Here is a 19281-nt window from a genome sequence, read left to right as displayed (position 1 = left end):
TGACGAAAAAAGCTTTCAGAAACTACTAGGTAGTAAATGCGGAGTAAAGCAATTCGATTTTTAAATGCTCAACTTGAAATGCTCAAACAGGGTTGGTAAAGGGCACACCAATCGCAGGCACTGAACTTGAATGATTGCCTATAGACCACTAGAACAGTTTATGAATCAGGATATTAACCCTATAAAGGTTAGCACTAAAACGTCAAAGAAAACAGAAGACAAGCAAACTCCGGGCACGATGCCCAAAATGACAAACTCCTAGGATCAGGGGCCAAGTATGTCTATTCTCAGCCAAGAAAAACGGATGATTAACGTCGACTGCCCGCTCGGGAAGGACGCGCTAATCGTTACCTCCATAGACGGCGACGAGCACGTATCGGGACTGTTCCGCTACAAACTCAAGCTACTCTCCGACAACCACACCATCAGCCAGGGCGATATCGTCGGCAAGGTGATGACGGCGAGCATTCACCACGCCAAGACGCCGCGCTACATCAGCGGCTATGTGACCCACTTCTCCATGCACGACGTCAACGCCGAGGGCATGCGCAGCTACACCGCGATACTGCGTCCGGGGCTGTGGTTTACCAGCCTCGGCGGCAAGAACCGCGTTTTCGAGAAGAAGTCCGCCAAGCAGATACTGGAGGAAGTGCTCGGCGAGTACAGCAAAGTCATTAAGTTTTCCACGAAACTCAAGGCGGAGTACATAACACGCGAGTACTGCGTGCAGTTTGATGAAAGCGATTTCGACTTTATCAGCCGCCTGATGTCCGAAGAGGGCATCGTCTACTACTTCAAGCACAGCGACGGACAGCACGAGCTGGTTCTCTGTGACGAGCCGCAGGATTTCTACGACTGCGAATCGGAAAAGATCGAGTACGATGGCGGCGGCAGCCATCCGACCAAACACACCATCAGCAGCTGGGACCGCGTGTTCAACTATCACAGCGGTGGCTTCGAGCTCAAGGACTACAGCGAATTCACCGCCACCAAAGACAACCGGCAGGAAGTCAAAACCACTAATAAGCTCAGTGAAATATCGAGCTATATGCGCAGCCTGTACGGGCTCAACCACTTCGAGCCGGACGGCGAGCACAAACGCAAATTCAAAGACAGCTACCACAAGGCGCTGGCGGAAAGGGCCATGGAGTCCCATGAGGCGAGATTCGATATCGCCTACGGCAGCAGCGACTGCCCGGCATTCAGCGCCGGTGGCCGCTTCGACTTCGACCACACGCTGAGCACGGAGAAAGGCAAATACCTGCTGACCTCGGTGCAGATACACGCGGTCGACAGCAACAGCAGCCAAACCTGGTTCAGGAATTCATTCAGCTGTGTGCCCGCCTCCGCAATGCCGCGGCCGGACCCGCTGGTGCGCACTAACAGGATTCACTCTCCGCAGGTGGCGCAGGTGCTGGAAGTAAAGGCCACGGCCTCAGAAAGCTCCCAGGATCCCTATACCCAGATCAAGGTGAAGTTCCCTTGGAACTCCGCGCAGAACAGCTGCTGGATACGGGTAATGCAGTCCTTCGCCGGCAAGAACTGGGGCGCCAACTTCGTTCCCCGCGTGGGGCAGGAAGTTGTGGTGACTTACATCAATGGCGATCCAGACCGCCCGCTGGTGACCGGCGCTGTCTATAACGGCGACAATCCCGGCCCCAACTATACCGCCACCCAGAGCGGCTGGAAGACGGAATATGAAGGCAGCAAGTTCAACGAACTGCGTTTCGACGACAAGGGCGGTAAGGAAGAGATCTATATGGAGGCCGGCAGGGACCACAACTTCGTGATCCACAACGACCAGACCGGCAAAATCGAAAACAATCAGACCCTGGAAATCAAACAGGATCGCAGTATCACGGTTACCGACGGCAGCGAAATCGTTACCATCGCCAAAGGCGACCAGAAGACCACCGTCGAAGCCGGGAACCACAGCCTCAAGGTCAGCAAGGGGACGCAGACCACCGAGGTGACTGGCGCCATCAAAATTACATCCAACACCTCGATAGAGCTCAAGGTGGGGCCCAGCAGCATCAAGCTGACTCCCTCCGGCATCACCATCAAGGGCGTGACTGTGTCGACGAAGGGCGACGCCAGTGCCGAAGTCAAGGGTGGCGGCATGCTCACCCTGAAAGGTGGCGTAACCACGATCAACTGACGGAGTGGGTTGAACAATGACAGACCTGGTAAAAGTACAAGCCCTGACCGCCGCCGAGCTGCTAAAAAACTTCGAGGTCAGCGAGGAGGCCGAAGAGCACCTGGTGCCGGATACCGCGCCGGAAGTGAGTATCAACCGCCTGATGGACGCGGGCCTCTACCCCGATGCCATCAAACTGCTGGCCCACGGACTGCCCAAGCGCGAGGCTGTCTGGTGGGCCTGCCTGGCGGCGCGCGATGTACAGAACCCGCAAACCGACGAAGACAATATCAACGCACTGCTCGCAGCCGAAAGCTGGGCTATGAAGCCGAGCGAAGAGGCGCGACTGAAGTGCAAAGCGCTGGGCGAGAAGACCAAGCACAAGACCCCAGCCAGCTGGGCCGCCACGGCGGCCAGCTGGTGCCACGGCAGCCTGGCCGCCGAAGGCGAACCGGCGATAGAGCCACCCGAACACCTGTACGCCCACGCGGTAGCCGGTAGTGTCACACTGGCAGCGGTACTGTCCGACCCCGTGGACCCCAGCGAACGCTTTATCCGCTATATGAAACAGGGGCTGGATCTGGCCCGCGGCGGCAACGGCAGAATAGAGGAGTAGTCATGGGAAAACCCGCTTCGCGTCTTACTGATATGCATGTGTGCCCGATGACCACCGGCACAGTGCCCCATGTCGGCGGCCCGATAGTTAGCCCCGGCGGCCCGACGGTGATTATCGGCGGCCTGCCCTCGGCAACAGTGGGCAGCACCTGCACCTGCGTCGGCCCACCGGACTCGGTTGCCATGGGCAGCACGACCGTGATGATTCAGGGAAAGTCCGCAGCGCGAATGGGGGATCCCACTGCGCATGGGGGCAAGATAGTGATCGGGTTTCCCACGGTTCTTATTGGAGGCTGAATTGGATGCTTTCACAGTCTCCCGCAGCAAAGATACCGATAGGAGAAATGCAGAGATTCGCCTCTGTCTCTTATCTTTGAAAGGTTAAATACATATGCAAACCAAACCAGCGCAGAGCGACAGTTTTTTCATCATAAAACCTGAAACAGAAAGGGTTTTTAAGAAAACCGTAGTGGCGCTTTTTTCTGCGATCATATTTTCATTATCAAGCACGGTAACAGCCATGTCTCTATTTGATGCCGGTAAAGCTTACGTTTTTTCACCAGTTCGATTAACCATAACGATGGACAACAAACCTGTCGAGGGCTTAAAAGTCATCCGCAGGTGGTCATGGAATGACGACAAAGGTGAGGACTATGCCTTCACCAATGATGAAGGCCTTGTTGAACTGCCAGAAATTCGGCGAAGGGGGATTACTCAATTTTTCCCCGCCGAGTTCGTTGCAGCCCAACAGATAGTCGTACTGATGGACGGAAAAGAAGAGAGAATATGGTCATTCTCTAAACGGAACCCGGATAAAGATTCAGAGCTTGAAGGTATACCGTTGGATCTTTTTTGCGAACTGAGCAGTGAGGAAAAGATGTACCGGGATTTTGGTCCCGCACTATTTACCAAATGCACATGGAGTGAACAATGAGCCAGTTAGAACCCTTATACGCAGCACGCCTAGCTCAGGATATATATGACCTGAACGACGACCTGCGAAGAGATGATTTTCTGAGAGTTTACAAATCTGATTTTGACGTTGACAAAGACAAAAAATTGAAGGGCGAGACGGGCGCGCTATTTTTTCTAAAAAGCGAACAAACCATTGGAATTGCGACCAATGGAATTGGGAAATTTAAAGGCCAATCATTCATCGCTCTGAAAGGAACAGCCAGCCTTTATGACGCCATTACGGATCTCAACGCTGGAATAAAGCGCTTCTATACCGGCGGCCAGGTCCATCAAGGATTTTACTATACCTTTTCCTCTTTTCTGCCGCAGATAGAGAGGTTTGTGCAAAAGCTCCCCAATGATACGCACACGATTCATTGCGTTGGCCACAGCCTCGGAGGCGCGCTCGCCACCCTGACTGCGGACTGGCTGGCGTGCAATACCGAAAAAAACGTAAAGCTTTATACCTTTGGAAGCCCTAGGGTAGGCCTCAATCATTTTTCCAGCAACTGCAGACGCCGCCTAACAGATGACAATATCTATCGTGTCTACCACCGCAACGACCCGGTACCAATGGTCCCAACCTGGCCGTTTATTCATGTTCCAGATAGCGGAAAAGGTGATTTGCAGCTTCTATCTCCAAATTCACTGAACCCCATTGACCATCACAGCTCCAACACCTACCGCAAATCGGTATCCCAGGGCGGAAAGGGTACCGCAAGTTTGGACTGGGAGGTATTGCGAAAGCGTCGACCCAAGGGCGACCTGGAACAAAGCGTCGAGGCTTGGCTGAAGTCCGACTCAATTCTCTCTTTGTCAATGAATACTGCTTGGATGGCGGGTGAAGCACTGCTTTGGGTATTGAAAAAAATTGGCCACCTCGCAGGCATCTCGATAGTCGTATCCGGCAGCACCGCATTCACACTTCTGGATAGACTGGCAATATTTATGCACAAGGCCTACCAGATCAGCAAAGAGATATCCTTCTGGGTGTTGCGCCTGATCAAGCGCTTGGCACAGCTGATTGGGCTTACTGTAGCCGACAACGTCAACATCACCGTTGCCTTTATAAGGATGGTGTTTCTGAGACTCCATCGCGCAGTATCCGATCTGGTAATGCGTGCGGGTCGTATGATCAACTGATAGTACGGGTAGCCCCATCTAAAGGGGCTACTCTTCGTTCAGTCAATGTAGTAAGGAATATGCCTGAAATTCTACCGTTAAGCGCTTTTTTGAGTATTTTGGTTGTGGCCCTAACAGTCGTCGACTGCCACTTGGCCAGCAAAAGCAGTAGAGGTTCAGAAAGCAGTAATCCCGGCCGAGATCGCCTGAGCGATCTCGCATTGTTCACACCTTTCCTGGCGCTGTTTTATACGGAGAGCTTCTGGGTAAGCCTGGCTTGTACCCTGCCGATCATTTTCTCTTCCCTGGTGGCGCAATGGGGTTGCTACCGGAGGGGCTGGCTGGAGAGTCCGCCTGAACTCCATATTCTCGCACCGGGGAGCTATCTGCTGGCGGTTGTGGGATATTTCGCGTTTTTTCACGATGGACCTCTGGCCGGAGCAGGTCCATCTCCTGAGGCAATGCCGGAAGGCGCACCGGAAGCAGCCTCCTACTGGTCGATCTTCTGGCCATACGCGGCTTACCTGGCGTGTTTGCTGTTCACTGTCACCCGAAAGAGTACCGACGGCATCTGTCTATCGACTCTTGTTATGGTTCTAGCGGTAACCATTCTGCCGTTTTTTACCGGCCACTACTGGTGGGCCATGGTGGCGGGTTTCTGTATTCTTGCAGTCACTGTGCGCAGGGCATTCAGGGTATTGGAACCCGGCAGCGGAGGGGCATTGTCGTTTGTGAGCGGTTATTTCTACTTGATAGCCGCGTTCGGAAGCGTATTGGTTTACACGATCCTTTTCTGACTGGAATCAAGCGGTTGTTTGGCCGCCCCGGCAGTAAATACTGCCAGGCCGACCTCGAATCGTTGACGGAATCAGTTGATCCGATAGCTGAAGTCACCCTCCTCGGTGGCGCCAATATGAATCGCGGTTACCTCCTCGCCCTTCGCCATACGGTCCAGGCACTCGCTGGCCAGTGACGGTAGCAGGGTCCGGTTCAATATCACCTCGATATTGCGCGCGCCGGTGTCCGACTCCTGGCAGCGGGCGACAATGTTGATCAGTACGTCCTCGTCGTAGCTAAAGGCGGCACCGTAGTGCTCCTTTACCCGCTTCTCGATACGGCGCATATTGATCTTGCAGATTTCCACCAGATCCTCGTCGTCCAGCGGATAGTAGGCGATGACATTGGCGCGCCCGAGGAAAGCCGGTTTGAACTTCTGCAGCAGGTGCGGGCGGATATTGTCCAGAAGTACGTCCGGGTCCGGTTTCTCCTCCACCTGGCTGAATATGGCACGGATCGCATCTTCGCCGGCATTGGAGGTCATGATGATGACGGTGTTCTTGAAGTCGATATCGCGCCCTTCACCGTCCTTGATCGTCCCCTTGTCGAAGAGGTTGTAGAAAATATCCTGTACACCCGGGTGGGCCTTTTCCATCTCGTCCAGCAATATCACCGAGTAGGGCTTGCGGCGGGCCGCCTCGGTGAGTACGCCGCCTTCACCGTAACCGACATAACCGGGCGGTGAACCGAGCAGCATGGAAACCTTGTGCTCCTCTTTGAATTCGGCCATGTTGATGGTAGTGATATTCTGCTCGCCGCCGAACAGTTCGTCGGCCAGGGCCAGCGCCGTTTCGGTCTTGCCCACACCGCTGGTTCCGCAGAACATGAACACGCCCACCGGTTTGCGCGGATCGGTGAGACCGGCGCGCGAGGTCCGGATCGCCTGAGCCACCGCTTCTATCGCATGGGGCTGACCGATTACCCGCTTGTTCAGCCGTTCGGCGAGTGTCTGCACGGCGACTATTTCGTCGCTGACCATTTTGCCGACCGGGATGCCGGTCCAGTTGGCGACCACTTCGGCGATGGCCTGCTCGTCCACCGCGGGTTGCATCAGCGGCGTATCGCCCTGTACTTCCCGAAGCTGGCTGTGCAGCGACTGCAGTTGCTGCTTCAGGTCCGCTATAGCGGTTTGATCGGGACTCTCGCCGTCGGAGCGGCGCTGGAACAGGTCGTCGATCTGCCGGTGCATCTCTTGAATCTGATCGATCAGTTCAGATTCCTGCTCGCGCTGGCTTTGCAATGCGGCGAGGCGCTCCTGCGCTGCCCGTTTTTCCTCGGCCAACGCTTGCAGCTGCTCTTCGTGGGCGCCGCTGGCGGCATTCTCGCGCTCCAGTTTTTCGATGGTGGTTTCCGCGCGGGCGATAATGCGTTGCGCGTCCTCGATCGCGCCCGGTGTCGCAGACTGCCCAAGGGCTACCCGCGCACAGGCGGTATCCAGCAGGCTGACGGACTTGTCCGGCAGCTGGCGGCCGGGAATATAGCGGTGCGACAGCTTTACCGAGGCGACAACGGCTTCATCTAGTATGCGTACACGGTGGTGCGCCTCCAGCGAAGTCGCTATACCGCGCATCATATCGATGGCCTTTTCCTCGTTCGGCTCCTCGACCTTTACCACCTGGAAGCGGCGTGTCAGCGCGGGATCGCGCTCGAAGTATTTTTTGTATTCGGCCCAGGTGGTGGCGGCAATGGTGCGCAGCTCGCCGCGGGCCAGTGCCGGTTTGAGCAGGTTGGCGGCGTCGCCCTGCCCTTCCTTTCCGCCGGCGCCGATCATTGTATGGGCCTCGTCGATAAAAAGAATGATCGGCGTCGCCGAAGCGCGCACCTCTTCGATCACCGACTTGAGGCGGTTTTCGAACTCCCCTTTGACACTGGCACCCGCCTGCAAAAGGCCGAGATCCAGGGTGCGCACGGCAACGCCCTTGAGCGGCTCGGGTACATCGCCGCTGACGATGCGCAGCGCAAATCCCTCCACCACAGCGGTCTTGCCCACACCGGCCTCACCGGTCAGTATCGGGTTGTTCTGGCGGCGGCGGGTCAGGATATCGATACACTGGCGGATCTCGTCGTCCCGCCCCAGCACCGGGTCTATTTCCCCGTTGCGAGCGCGCTCGGTCAGGTTGATCGTGTATTTGTCCAGTGCCGGCGCCTTGCTGGCCGCGGCGGCCACCGCCGCGGCGCCACCGTCGTCAGCCGCGGCGGCCAGGTGGTTCGACTCACCGCTGTGCCCGTAGATGGCGCGTGCGGTCTCGCGAATGGACTCCGGCGCAATGGCCTTCAACGCCGGGCAGGATTCCAGCAGCTGGCGGCGCGCCCCCTCATCCAGCAGCAGTGCCGCAAGCAGGTGGCCGGAGCTGAGAGATCGGTGCCCATAGTCGATGGATGCCAGCATCCAGGCGTTCTTTGCCGCCTCGACGATGGTGGGCGACAGCGCCGCCGGGCGACTGCTGCCGGACTTGAATCCGGCGATGGTGGCGGCCAGCTGTTTGGCAAAATTGGACGGGTTGACGTCGTGCTTTTCCAGCAGGTGGTAGAGATCGGTATCCGACTGGTCGAGCAGCTTCAGCAGCCAATGCTCCAGCTCCACATTGTACTGGTTCTGCGCCAGGCACAGCCCCGCCGCGCCCTCCAGCGCGTCGCGCATCAGCGGCGTCATAGTATCCACAAGCCGTTTCAGGTCGATATTGATCATGGGCAAAGTTCCTTTTTGATATTGGTGTTCAGGCGGCGGGCAGGGCCTCGTCGGGCGAGAGCCGGTCCGCGCTCAGGGTTATTTCCACGCGCTGCCCGCCCTGGTGCTCACTGCTCATATGAGTGTTCCAGCCGAGCAGGGGCTGGCTGTCGGGCTCGTCGATCAACTGCACCGGCACCACATGATCGGTGCACAGCGTCACGGATATTTCAAAGTCCATCTCTATGCCGGCACTGAACTGAATGAAAGACTTCAGGGCTTCCAGCTTGGCGGTGCCGGGGGCGATGGCCATAAACTGCTCGTACGCCATCGGCTCAACCACGACGCGAAATTTGTTTTGCGCCTGGAAGCACTGGGTGCCCAGTACGGAATTGGTGCCGAGACAGTTGTTCACGCCCTGCGGATAGCCGGGCCCGGGCAGGCGGCAGAGCACGTCCTCGGGCAATTGATCCCACTGCCCCTGAAACTGCTCGATGGTGACATTGAGGCCGAAGTACTGCCGGATCATGCTCGCCAGCGCCGCGGCGGAGCACTGCTGGCGGCTCAGGTGTCCGGCCAGCCCCAGTAACGCCTCATCGGGGATCGGCATGCGGTAGCGCATTTCGCTGGTGCCCAGGCCGGACAGGGATGCGAGCGCCTGGCTGAACAGATCCGGCTCCCGCTCCCTGCGCAGGCGCTGGCGCTCGTAATTCACCGGGAGCTGGTACTTGTGCCAGGCCTGGTAGAAAAGCGAGATATGCCTGTGGTTGAAGATATCGAGGAAATCGCGCAGCGCGGTGTTCTTCTCGCGCAGCTCCTTCAGCACCACTTCGGTCAGATAATAGGGCATTGCGCCCTGGCTGCCGATCAGGCCGGTAAAGCCCACCTGCATCCACCACTGTTTCGACGCCTCGGCGCTGTCACTGGCGTCGCGCTGCTCCAGGCGCAGCACGTCGGCGCCGACGAAGGACAGGCTGGTCTGGGCGCTGAAGCGCACCAGCTCCCGCGACGGCGGCGACGAGCCGGCGACGGGATTCACGGTGCTGCCACCGTCGCCCATCAGTACCGCGCGCTCAAGCAGCCGCACCGCCTGGAAGAATTCGAAGCGGTAGGGCTCGCGGCGCAGGCGCTCTATTACAGTAACGCTTTTTCGCCGGCGCGAGGTGGCCATCGCTTCAGCTCTCCATCTCTGCCACTCAGTGTGGCGATCAAGCGGGTAAATGAGTTCAGCGAGCAGTAGAGCCCGAGGAAGCGCTCCAGCACACTGGCGAACAGCAGCGGGCTGGTGCCGGTCAGCATCATGGAATCCAGCTCTATGGTCACTTCGGTGCCCCTGCACAGCACCACACTGTTGTCGATCTGAATCGGCGCGGTGATCGGGCGCGCCTGCAGCTTCAGCAGGGATTCGATCATGTTTCTGGTGCTGGCGGAGTCGCGGAAGTCGTAGAGCCGCAGAATCTCTTTCAGCGCCTCGCAACCGCCGCTACCGGACAGGGACAGGTGGTTCAGATTCAGGTGCGATATCAGCCTCCAGTAACCGCGCTCGCGCCGCGGCGGGCGCAGGGTGGCGGTGGGGGCCACGACACAGCTGATCCGGCTCGTCGGCGTATCCCCATCCACCACCTGCAGGTAGGGTTGGGCATTGCCGGTGGGCAGCTTTTTCGGAAGATTCCTGTTGCAACAGGTCAGCTTCAGGTCCAGCGTCTGATCGTCGATGCGGTGTGGATTGAATTCCAGATCCACGAGGGTGATGTCCACCTCGGACGCCTGTTCGTTGCGGTGCTCTCCCTCCACCACGTCGCGCCGGCGCGCGAACCAGAAGGCACTCTGCTGGGCCTGGTGCTGGCTGTGCTGGATACCGTAGAAGGGGCGGTAGCGCGTGGTTTTGCCGCTGCCATCGGTAGCGCCCACCTCGTCGATGGAGTAGACCTCAAGGCCGTCGCTGCGACGCGCATCCGGCACCACATGGTAGCGGTACTGGGCGTGGCTGAGCGGGATCGGGTCGGCGGTCTGTGGAAAAAGGTTGACCACCGGAGTACATCCCAGCGCGAACATGCTCGCCGCTATCTGCTTTTCCAGCTCGTCATGGGTTTCCGACAGGTAGAAATAGAGATTCAGCGTGTCGCCATAGCTGTCGTTGAGCGCCTCATCGAGACGTGCGATATCGATAAAGAGAAACTTCTCCGGAAAGGCGAAGTACTCGGTCAGCAGACGGTAGCCGACAAACGCCGTATCCGGGTACGGCAGCAGCCCTTGATCCGGCTCCAGCCCAACCTGCCGTATCGCGTCTGCGTCCAGATAGGTGGGCTTGGGATCCCCCTCCCCGCTGGCCACGATCAGCTTGACGCATTTGCTGAGCAGCAGATCGTAGAGCGCATAGATATGGCTCGGCTGACCGCGCAGGAAAAAGCGCAGCTGTTGCGGCCGCAGCTCGGCAAAATTCAGATCCGGGCTCAGGGTTTTCAGGGACAGCTTGAGCACGGCGTTGGCACCCTGGACATCGTTGCAGCCCGGGGCGATAAAGGGCCTCGGCATCAGGCTGGCGCTCTCGACCTGAAACGGGCAAATATCCACCGGGTAGCGGCTGGTGAAGCGGCAGGTCTGCCCCTGGAAGCTTTCGCTTTCCAGAAGGGTGCCGGCCTCGACGCGGGTAATCGCGTCCAGATCCGGCTCCGGCTCGAACTGGACTATGGCGCAGGAGGGGATCGGACGCAGATAGTGCGGATACAGAGTCTCCAGCATCGCGTCCGTGAGCTCCGGGAAATCGTCGCTCAGCTTCTGCTGCACCCGCGCGTTCATATAGGCGAAGGCGGAGATCAGGCGCCCCACCAGCGGATCGTCGACGGTATCCGCATCCAGTTGCAGACGGGACGCCGCCGCCGGGTGCATCCTGGCAAACTCCGCCGCCGTCTGCTGAACGAAGGCCAGCTCCCGCTCGTAGAGATCTATCAGTTTCTCGCTCATTACATAATCTCCGCCACGTCGACCGTCTGCGTGACCGGGTTCAGCAGTGAATCGAATACGATGATTTCCGACGCCGGGTTGACGTGCAGCACCGCCTCCACGCGAAAGCGGATACTCGGGTCCTCGACATCCAGTTTCTCCTGCGTCGTGACCCGCACAGAGCGGATGCGGGGCTCGAAACTCAATATGGTTCGCTCAATTTCACGGCAGAAGCGCTTGCGGCTGTCCAGCGAGGACAAGTTGACGGTGGACAGGTCCGGCAAACCGAAATTGATGTTGGAGCGCTCCAGATGGGTGTGCGTCTCCGGCGCGGACAGGCAGCGATAGCGGGTGTTGAACAGGTATTCCAGATCCCGCCGCACGCCTTCGCGCAACTGTTTCAAAACCTGGTGCGGCTGGTGCGGGTCCATATTGCGCGAGGACTCCAGCAGGCGGTCCAGCACCGGGGCCAACAGGCGTTTTTCTCTCGTCATCGTCGGACCCTAGCTCACCGTACCGACGCCGATCTGCGCCAGCGAGGTGGTCAGCTTCAGTTCGGATACCAGGTGGTCCACCGTGTAGTGGCTCTTCAGGTGAATAATGCTCTGGTAGCTGCCGACCTTGCCCGGCTCGTCGGCCACCTGTACCCGCGCCTCCCGCAGCGGGTAGCGGGCCAGCATCTCCCAGGACAGATCATCCCGGCCGGTCGTGTAGCGATCCAGCCACTGCTGCAGCTGGCGCTCGCAATCCTTGGCGTTCATATAGGCACCGACCTTGTCTCTGATCATGACTTTGATGTAGTGCGCAAAGCGCGAAGCGCAGAGAATCTGCTGCAGCATCGAACTGATGCGCGCGTTGGCGCTGGCCGCCTTGCTCGTGTACTGCTTGGGCCTCTGCAGTGACGGAACGCTGTTGAACGCGCTGTACGGGGTATCGTAACAGTGGCTCAAACAGGTAAAACCCAACTCGCTCAGCTCGCGTTCACTGAAATCCGTGATCAGGATGGAGGTCGACATGCGCACCAGCTGCGCCGTGGTGTCGGGCTTGTAGGGCACGGCCGGCAGCTGGGTGACGAGTCCGCCACCCAGGTGATCGCGGGCCACGCCGCGGATGTGCGAGAACCAGCCGACCTCGCTGAATTCGCGGATCAACACCGCGCCCAGCGCAAAGCAGGCGTTGCCCCACAGATAGTTGCCGCTGTGCGGCGCCCCCACGTCTTCCGCGAAGCGCAGGCCGCAATAGCTCGAGAAATCGGTATTGTAGGGCTCGCGCATTAAAACCTGCGGCAGCGTCACGGCGAGGAAGCGGCTGTCCTCCAGATCCCGCAGGCCGTTCCAGCGGATATATTGCTTCTGCCGGAAGACCTCCGCGAAATCGATCGGTTTGGCCAGGTCGTCGTAGTCGTCGACGCCGAACAACTGGGGCGTGGCCGCGCAGACAAACGGGGCAAAGGCTGCGGCGGCGGTATGCGCTATGCCCTGCAGAGTGAATATGTCGTCGTAAGGGTGGTCCGCAAACGGGCGGTGGCAGATATAGTAGTCCCCGAGGAGCAGGCCGAAGGGCTCGCCACCGGGCGTGCCGAACTCCTCGTTGTAGACCAGATGGAACAGGCCCGACTGGTCGAAATCCGGCGCCCGCTCGATATCCTTGCTCAGATCACGCCAGCTGACGTCCAGCAGTTTGATCTTGATATTGTCCGAGTGCGGCGCGTTGTGCACCAGCATCGACAGGCCGCGCCAGCTCGCCTCCAGACGCTGAAATCTGGGGTGGTGCAATATGCTGTTGAGCTGGTCACAGATCAGCTCGTCGAGCTCCGCAATGATCCGGCTCAGCCACTCCCGCAGCGAGAACTGCTGCCGGCGCGGGCAGGGACAGATATCCGTCAGCCAGTACTCGAACGCGAACAGGTCGTCGGGCTCGCGCAGAAACTTCTGCAGTGCCGACTGCGACCCGCTCATCAACTGCGCTGGCAGCAACGGATCGAGATCATTGACAGACTGCTCGGCGGGCAAGAGCGCACTCCACAGATTCGAATAAACCGGAAGAAGGTGATTGGGTTGCAAAGAGCAGCGGAAGTCGCGGCCCGCCGCCAGGGCGGGCCGCATAGCGTCAGCCCGCGCTCGGGATGTTGGCCACCATACGCATGGAGGTGGTCAGCTCTTCCATCTGCAGCCAGGGTTTCAGATAGGCCACGGCGCTGTAGCAGCCCGGCTGGCCGGGGATTTCCTTCACTTCAACGCGCGCTTCCGCCAGCGGATACTTGGCCTTCATCTCCGGGCTCGCATCCGGGTTGGAGTTGGTGTACTGGGTGATCCACTTGTTCAACCAGCGCTCACAGTCTCCCGCCTCCATAAAGGAGCCCACCTTGTCCCGCGCCATCACCTTCAGGTAGTGCGCGATGCGCGAGGTCGCCATCAGGTAGGGGAGGCGCGCGGAAATAGCGGCGTTGGCCGTCGCGTCCGGATCGTCGAAGACCTTTGGTTTCTGCGTACTCTGGGAACCGAAAAACACCGAGTAGTCGGTATTCTTGTAGTGACACAGAGGCAGGAAACCCTGAGCGCTCAGCTCCGCCTCACGGCGGTCGGTGATACCGATTTCCGTGGGGCACTTCTGGTCCAGGTCGCCGTCGTCGCTCTTGAACAGATGCGTCGGCAGCCCCTCCACTTTACCGCCGCCCTCGGCGCCGCGGATAGCGGTGCACCAGGAGTGCTCGGCGAACGCCTTGGTCAAAGTCGTGCCCATGACATAGGCGGCGTTCATCCAGCAGTACTGATTGTGCTCCGCCGGGCGCGATACGCCGGACTCGTCGACTTCGAACTCTTCGAAGTTGAAGGACTCGATCGGCTTGGTATTGGCGCCGTAGGGGGTGCGGGCCAGCGTTCGCGGCATGACCAGGGTGACGAAGCGGGAGTCTTCGCTTTCGCGGAAGCTGCGCCACTTGATGTACTCACCGGATTCGAAGATGCCGCTCAGATCGCGGGGCTTGGACAGCTCGGTAAAGTCATTGAAACCGAACATGCCCGCACCGGCAGCGGAAATAAACGGACAGAAGCCGGCCGCGGCCACGTTGGACATTTTGCTCAGCAGCTCGATATCTTCCGGGTGACTGGTGAACTCGAAGTCGCCGATCATACAGCCGAAAGGCTCGCCACCCGCGGTGCCGAACTCCTCCTCATAGACCTTCTTGAAGATCTGGCTCTGGTCGAACTCCACCGCCTTGTCGAGATCCCTGAACAGCTCGCGCTTGCTCAGGTTCAGCATGCGGATCTTCAGCGTGGGGCCGGTTTCACTGTTCATCACCAGGTGGTGCAGGCCGCGCCAGGAACCCTCGAGCTTCTGGAACTTCTCATCGTGCAGAATCGCCGCCAGCTGCTTTGACATGGCCGCGTCTATTGCCTGGACCGCCTTGTTGATAGTCTGAGTCAGGTTGCGGTCCCAGGTCACTGTGCCCTTCAGTACCTGCTCGGTCAGGTTGGCAATCAGGTCCTGCGCCTCCGCAGGCTCAGTCTGCTTGGTCGCCGAGATGGCCTGCTCCAGCAGGCTGACCGACTGCTCCTCTGTTTCTTTTTCGGCTACATTTTCAACTTCGGTGCTCATTCTGCATCCTCTCCCTTGGCTTCACCGAGACCCAGTTGCTCAGATATAGCGCCGACGTTTTCGGTGCTTTTCAGAATATCTTCCAGAACCTTTTCCAGCTCTTCAGAGCGGTCCGCCTTGCTCAACAGGTCGCGCAGCTTGCTGCGCGCCTCGAGCAGCTGCTTCAGCGGTTCCACCTGCTCGACGATCTGCTCCGGAGAGAAGTCGTCGATATGGTTGAAGTCCAGATCTACCGCCATCTTGCTGCCGTCACCGGCCAGGGTGTTCTCCACCTGCAGGTTCAGCTTCGGATTGACCTTTGCCATCACATCGTTGAAGTTGTCCCGGTCTATCTGGACGAACTTGCGCTCCTTCAACGCCTTGCGGTTCTCGGTGTTGTCCCCCGAGTAGTCGCCCATGACACCGGCGACAAACGGCAGCTCCTTCTTGACTTCGGCGCCGTTGGTTTCTACATCGTAAGTAATGTGCACGCGGGGCTTGCGCACGCGCTTCAATTTGTTGTGAATGCTCTCGGACATTTCGGGTCTCCTTTCCTCAATCTAGGAATTACAGTGATCTGACGGGCTACCAGCCGACTTCGGCTTCCGCCTGGGGTTGCTCTGACCAGCCGGAATCGGCAGTGGACGCCTGCGCGGTATCGCCGGAGGCGGCACCGCCCGAGTCGCTCGGCGCTGTGGGTGCACTTGCAGTTGGCGGCGGCGCGACATAGCGTTGCTTGTCCGAGCCGTCCAGCTTGACACCAGTAAGCTGCGAATAGACCGCGCGCGACTGTTCGTCTGGCAGCAGCTCGGCCATCAACTCGGCGACGGTCATCCGCCCCCAGCCGATCAGCCGCTCCAGACCCGGCGCTATGGGTGTGTGGGGCTCGTAGGTGCGGAAGTATTTGGCCGCCTCCTCGAGCATCTTGAGCGCCTGCTCCCTCGATGACACCCCCCCGCTGGGGATATTCAGTCCCGGCGCGGCCGGTGCGGCTGCCGGCCCCGCAGGAGAGGCGGAGGCTTCACCCTCGACGGGCGCCTGCGATTCCTCGGCAGCGGAAGCCGCCAGAGCATCCAACTGAGCCTTGTAGATAAAGCGCGTCGTGCGCAGCACCTCGTCCAGCAGGCCGGTGATATTCGATGAGGGCGGGGCGTCCTGACCACAGCTGGAGCGCAGCGCATCGCTGATGCTCTTGTAGTGTGCGATGGCCTCGTCGATGGTCGCCACCAGGTTCTGCGCCCACTCCGGGCTGGCCCCATTAATGCACTGCTGTATATCGTCGAGGCTGTAGCCGAGTGTCTCTATCCGCGCGGCCTTGGCATCCTCATCGGCGATACGATCGGCGTCCCTGGCCTGCTGATACTGAAAAAACGAGAATGCGCCGCTGTCCCCCTCCGGAGTGATTTCCGCGTTGCGAATCGGCATCATCAGCGTGCCGTCGCCGCCGTCTCCGTTCAGTCCCGTCAGGGGCGCAACTTTAGTTTCCAGGCCGTCTTCGTCCGGCTGTGGATACAGCCCGTCCCAGAAGTCGGCCACCAGCCTGTCGATAAGCGCGAAACCGTCGCGCAGGCCGGCGATACCGTGAAGCCGTATCAGCGCTTCGGTATACCAGCAGGCCACCTCCAGATCCTTGCTTTGCCCGCCCAGGATCTTCTGCGCAGACTTGGCGACATCACGCCACGGAGCGAGCAGGTCGGCATCGCTGTCTCCGAACAGGGCCGAACGCTCGGCCGCGCGGGCACTGTTGCGCGCATCCTTGATCGTATAGTAATCAGAGGTGGGAGAGCGGTCCTCGCGGATATCGCTGCCGGCAGGCTGGTCTTCGGAAACCGGCGCCGCCAGCGCATCAATGTCTATCAAGTACGGGAAGGCCATGAAATATCCCTTTATCCATCAATCCCTGTAAGAAATTTTTTTGGGAAGGGTACACTCTGCGGATATCTAATCAAGACAATTGCTGCATTCGCAAAGAATTATTTTTGAAAAAGTGGATTACGCACAGAGTTAATCAAATAAATTCTAACAACAGGGCTCCGCTATCTTTTTTTGCACGATCGTACGGTCATCTTCCCGGGCTTCCACCTCTGATTCGACCGCGAAGCTCGCTACAATCCGGTCGAACTTTTCCTTTGCCTTTGCGTACTGCCGCCGATCACACCAGAGAAAAATCGTATAGAAATAGCGAGGACAATGGAACTGTGCGATCAGGTATTGAATGGCAGTGCCATCGAGCTCGGCAGACATCTCGGAAGTGCAACAGGTCCTATGCCCCTGCACCAGGACTCTGGGCTCGCTCAACACAGATCCGGAGTCCACTTTCGCCAGGCACTGCTGCAGCTGCGCGGCACCGTATTCCAGCAGTGTCAATTCTGGCGGCAACTCATGCCGGGGCTGTTTCAGGATGGCGATATAGTGATGGCTGCCGGCATCGCCGGCCTGCAGAATCGCCTGGTGGTTCAGGCCTTCACAGGGCCGCCATGAATTCGGCAAACGGACGGAAATCTCTCCACCGGCACTGCGGTATCGGACAGTGTCCTGTGCCGGGCTTTCGGGCGTCCGCTTCGGCTTTTTCGTGGAAAATATAACGCGGCTGTTCAGACGCAGCTCCGAGTGCCACCCGCCCTGCCACAGCGCCCTGATCACCTTCTCTGCCCGCCGCGGATCCGCAACCCGCTTCACGACTCGACGGGAACCCGATAGCAGGGATTTTGCCTGCTCAAAATTCAGCGAGAACTTCTGGCACAGGGTATCAATCCCCTGACGGCGGCTAAATCCCCGCCGCAGCTCCCCCGTAAAGACTATCTCGTATGTCATTTCCTTGACCTGCCTGCATCCGTTGTTACCCGGACTTCACGTCCGGGTATCGCTCTTCATTCGTCACCATGGCGGCAGCCGCATCCCGCAACACGGCCCCTATGCTTCATCCGGCAATAAACATCGGCGCCACTGCCCGGCGCCGCCGCGCGCGGCCTCCTCCGGGTATCAGTGCCACTTTTTTTGCGCAAGCGATCTCGCGTGCAACCGGCTGAGATTGTCCACCCGGCGCAATGAATTCAGATGTGCGTAAATAGCCGGCAGATAGCCGCGGTCCCGCAACGCCAGAAAGTCGCGATTGGGCAGTCTGCCCAGCGCGCTCTCGTCGACCGTGTAGACCCCCGTCAACCGGTGATGTACGCCGCCCTCCAGATTCACCAGAATCACTTTTTCCTGGAGCAGGGCATGCTTTTCCAGGTACTGGACGAAGGCAGTGCTCTGCACCGCCTGCCGCTGGATGGACAGCAAGAAGCGGGTCATACTGGCGAGGTACTGGGTTTCTTTACCGCCTTGATCGAAGAGGCGTTCACCGGCACTGCCATCGGATAGCACGAGTGGTGAATGCTCATCGATGCAGATCGCGATGCGGTCGCCATCCTCGGCGGAAGACACCGCGAACGGCTGCGCCCGCAGCAGGGATGGCACATAGTGCCCCCGCCATCGATTGTCCTGCCAAAACAGGTTCCTGCCGGGCTCCACCCCCAGCATCGCCGCACTGCACAATGCACCGGACTCCTCGTGGCGTACGAACACGATCGGACACTCCCGCGCCACCTCTGCGAACTCGCCGACGAATACGGGGCAGCTATGCCGCGTCGCGGTATGCGCAAAGCTGTTACGAATCACCCGGTAGTCGCGGTGCCTGCGCCTGTCCAGCGCGGTTACCCTTGCACCATTCTTATTCACCTTCACCTCTGGCCTCCTAAGCGCTGACTCACCAGCTCAGTTGCGGCGCGCCCAGCATGGAGCAGTAGAGGGTCGGCTCCGGTAGCCCCGGGCTCAGCATCGTGGTAGCCGCCAGCTGCTGCGAGCCGGCACACCACCAGAGGCTGCAACTCGCGTGCTGATGCCGGTACAGCCGGTTCAGGAGCGCCGGATAGCTGGCGGCGATGCCGTCTGCATCTGTGGCGACGAAACAGGTGTCCGCCGCGGTGGAAACAGAGTCCTCGGGAACACGCAGACTCAACGTCGGAAAACGCTCCAGCAGATGATCGACCTGCAGGGCATTTTGCAGCGCCTCTATCGCGAGGTCGGACATCTGCCGGTACCAGTCATGCGCCGCGGTCTGCAGGGCAAACGGATTGGTTCCGCCGTCCACGGGCACGGCCATGGTCAGCGGAAAGTAGCGCCCCACACTGTCGACGCTGGGCACCAGTATGCCGGCCCAGGACTGCTCATCGACGACACCAGGCGTCAGCGCGAAGCGCCAGATGGGACTGGTCAGGTAGTAATCCAGCCAGGGCTCGCCGACGAGCTCCCGCGAACCGTGTACGGCGCGCTGCAGCCATTCGTCCCAGGTATCGACGAAACTGCCCGGCAGTTCGCGGCGGATAAAGTCCCCGTGACCGGGCAACTTGCCAAATATTCCTTTGCGGTTAGACACGTCAGACTCCTG

General features: G+C 59.1%; 17 protein-coding genes. 6 read left to right on the top strand and 11 right to left on the bottom strand.

Translation table 11 applies throughout. The annotated features are described in order from the left end of the window. Positions 1–304 precede the first annotated feature (304 nt). The 6 genes from ACXAF3_RS13350 to ACXAF3_RS13325 all read left to right on the top strand — a co-directional run bounded on the left by ACXAF3_RS13350 (position 305) and on the right by ACXAF3_RS13325 (position 5625). Positions 305–2158, top strand: coding sequence for a type VI secretion system Vgr family protein (locus tag ACXAF3_RS13350; protein WP_475112808.1), 1854 nt, complete (start codon positions 305–307; stop codon positions 2156–2158). Between the two features lie 16 nt (positions 2159–2174). Next, positions 2175–2753 (top strand): DUF6931 family protein, encoded by a 579-nt coding sequence (locus tag ACXAF3_RS13345; RefSeq protein WP_475112807.1) that lies wholly within the window; start codon positions 2175–2177, stop codon positions 2751–2753. Between the two features lie 2 nt (positions 2754–2755). After that, a complete protein-coding gene (locus tag ACXAF3_RS13340; RefSeq protein WP_475112806.1) occupies positions 2756–3049 on the top strand; it encodes a PAAR domain-containing protein in 294 nt (97 codons plus the stop codon). Between the two features lie 94 nt (positions 3050–3143). Beyond that, positions 3144–3686, top strand: a complete 543-nt coding sequence (locus ACXAF3_RS13335; RefSeq protein WP_475112805.1) for a DUF6795 domain-containing protein — start codon at positions 3144–3146, stop codon at positions 3684–3686. Next, positions 3683–4849 (top strand): lipase family protein, encoded by a 1167-nt coding sequence (locus ACXAF3_RS13330; protein ID WP_475112804.1) that lies wholly within the window; start codon positions 3683–3685, stop codon positions 4847–4849. Before ACXAF3_RS13335 ends, ACXAF3_RS13330 begins: the two co-directional genes overlap by 4 nt. A gap of 59 nt (positions 4850–4908) precedes the next feature. Further along, the gene (locus ACXAF3_RS13325) at positions 4909–5625 is read left to right on the top strand and encodes a hypothetical protein (RefSeq protein ID WP_475112803.1); all 717 of its coding nucleotides are present in this window, start codon (positions 4909–4911) and stop codon (positions 5623–5625) included. Between the two features lie 71 nt (positions 5626–5696). On the opposite strand, the gene tssH is transcribed toward ACXAF3_RS13325, so the two are convergent. From tssH to tagF, 11 genes are all read right to left on the bottom strand, one after another. Then, positions 5697–8354 carry a type VI secretion system ATPase TssH gene (gene tssH / locus ACXAF3_RS13320; protein WP_475112802.1) on the bottom strand — a complete coding sequence of 886 codons (2658 nt, stop codon included), beginning with the start codon at positions 8352–8354 and terminating at the stop codon, positions 5697–5699. Positions 8355–8382: 28 nt separating this feature from the next. After that, a complete protein-coding gene (gene tssG / locus ACXAF3_RS13315; RefSeq protein ID WP_475112801.1) occupies positions 8383–9504 on the bottom strand; it encodes a type VI secretion system baseplate subunit TssG in 1122 nt (373 codons plus the stop codon). Beyond that, a complete protein-coding gene (gene tssF / locus ACXAF3_RS13310) occupies positions 9468–11297 on the bottom strand; it encodes a type VI secretion system baseplate subunit TssF (protein WP_475112800.1) in 1830 nt (609 codons plus the stop codon). The genes tssG and tssF overlap by 37 nt, the downstream gene beginning before the upstream one ends. Next, positions 11297–11770, bottom strand: coding sequence for a type VI secretion system baseplate subunit TssE (gene tssE / locus ACXAF3_RS13305; protein WP_475112799.1), 474 nt, complete (start codon positions 11768–11770; stop codon positions 11297–11299). The genes tssF and tssE overlap by 1 nt, the downstream gene beginning before the upstream one ends. A 9-nt stretch (positions 11771–11779) precedes the next feature. After that, entirely contained in the window at positions 11780–13234 is a 1455-nt protein-coding gene (gene tssC, locus ACXAF3_RS13300) for a type VI secretion system contractile sheath large subunit (protein WP_475112798.1), read from the bottom strand. 151 nt (positions 13235–13385) lie between these two features. Next, entirely contained in the window at positions 13386–14873 is a 1488-nt protein-coding gene (tssC, locus tag ACXAF3_RS13295) for a type VI secretion system contractile sheath large subunit (RefSeq protein WP_475112797.1), read from the bottom strand. Then, positions 14870–15391 carry a type VI secretion system contractile sheath small subunit gene (gene tssB, locus ACXAF3_RS13290; protein ID WP_475112796.1) on the bottom strand — a complete coding sequence of 174 codons (522 nt, stop codon included), beginning with the start codon at positions 15389–15391 and terminating at the stop codon, positions 14870–14872. The genes tssC (ACXAF3_RS13295) and tssB overlap by 4 nt, the downstream gene beginning before the upstream one ends. Before the next feature lie 46 nt (positions 15392–15437). Beyond that, positions 15438–16727 (bottom strand): type VI secretion system protein TssA, encoded by a 1290-nt coding sequence (gene tssA, locus ACXAF3_RS13285; protein ID WP_475112795.1) that lies wholly within the window; start codon positions 16725–16727, stop codon positions 15438–15440. Between the two features lie 144 nt (positions 16728–16871). Then, complete coding sequence (locus ACXAF3_RS13280) at positions 16872–17666, bottom strand: hypothetical protein (RefSeq protein WP_475112794.1); 795 nt, start codon at positions 17664–17666, stop codon at positions 16872–16874. A 168-nt stretch (positions 17667–17834) separates the two neighbouring features. Further along, complete coding sequence (locus ACXAF3_RS13275; protein ID WP_475112793.1) at positions 17835–18578, bottom strand: SapC family protein; 744 nt, start codon at positions 18576–18578, stop codon at positions 17835–17837. Positions 18579–18600: 22 nt separating this feature from the next. Then, positions 18601–19269 carry a type VI secretion system-associated protein TagF gene (gene tagF, locus ACXAF3_RS13270; protein ID WP_475112792.1) on the bottom strand — a complete coding sequence of 223 codons (669 nt, stop codon included), beginning with the start codon at positions 19267–19269 and terminating at the stop codon, positions 18601–18603. Between the last annotated feature and the right edge of the window lie 12 nt (positions 19270–19281).

This window comes from Microbulbifer sp. ABF4_143 (genome assembly GCF_056160225.1).
The sequence above is the reverse complement of the archived record's forward strand: the minus strand, read 5'-3'. Positions and strand labels throughout refer to the sequence as shown.

Bases quoted from the DNA above. Each gene is read 5' to 3' on its own strand.
- tssE (WP_475112799.1), bottom strand. From the start codon at position 11,770: ATGACGAGAGAAAAACGCCTGTTGGCCCCGGTGCTGGACCGCCTGCTG.
- tssC (WP_475112798.1), bottom strand. From the start codon at position 13,234: ATGAGCGGGTCGCAGTCGGCACTGCAGAAGTTTCTGCGCGAGCCCGAC.
- tssA (WP_475112795.1), bottom strand. From the start codon at position 16,727: ATGGCCTTCCCGTACTTGATAGACATTGATGCGCTGGCGGCGCCGGTT.
- ACXAF3_RS13340 (WP_475112806.1), top strand. From the start codon at position 2,756: ATGGGAAAACCCGCTTCGCGTCTTACTGATATGCATGTGTGCCCGATG.
- ACXAF3_RS13325 (WP_475112803.1), top strand. From the start codon at position 4,909: ATGCCTGAAATTCTACCGTTAAGCGCTTTTTTGAGTATTTTGGTTGTG.
- tssH (WP_475112802.1), bottom strand. From the start codon at position 8,354: ATGATCAATATCGACCTGAAACGGCTTGTGGATACTATGACGCCGCTG.
- tssB (WP_475112796.1), bottom strand. From the start codon at position 15,391: ATGTCCGAGAGCATTCACAACAAATTGAAGCGCGTGCGCAAGCCCCGC.
- tssG (WP_475112801.1), bottom strand. From the start codon at position 9,504: ATGGCCACCTCGCGCCGGCGAAAAAGCGTTACTGTAATAGAGCGCCTG.
- ACXAF3_RS13335 (WP_475112805.1), top strand. From the start codon at position 3,144: ATGCAAACCAAACCAGCGCAGAGCGACAGTTTTTTCATCATAAAACCT.
- ACXAF3_RS13350 (WP_475112808.1), top strand. From the start codon at position 305: ATGATTAACGTCGACTGCCCGCTCGGGAAGGACGCGCTAATCGTTACC.
- tssC (WP_475112797.1), bottom strand. From the start codon at position 14,873: ATGAGCACCGAAGTTGAAAATGTAGCCGAAAAAGAAACAGAGGAGCAG.
- ACXAF3_RS13345 (WP_475112807.1), top strand. From the start codon at position 2,175: ATGACAGACCTGGTAAAAGTACAAGCCCTGACCGCCGCCGAGCTGCTA.
- tssF (WP_475112800.1), bottom strand. From the start codon at position 11,297: ATGAGCGAGAAACTGATAGATCTCTACGAGCGGGAGCTGGCCTTCGTT.
- ACXAF3_RS13330 (WP_475112804.1), top strand. From the start codon at position 3,683: ATGAGCCAGTTAGAACCCTTATACGCAGCACGCCTAGCTCAGGATATA.
- ACXAF3_RS13280 (WP_475112794.1), bottom strand. From the start codon at position 17,666: ATGACATACGAGATAGTCTTTACGGGGGAGCTGCGGCGGGGATTTAGC.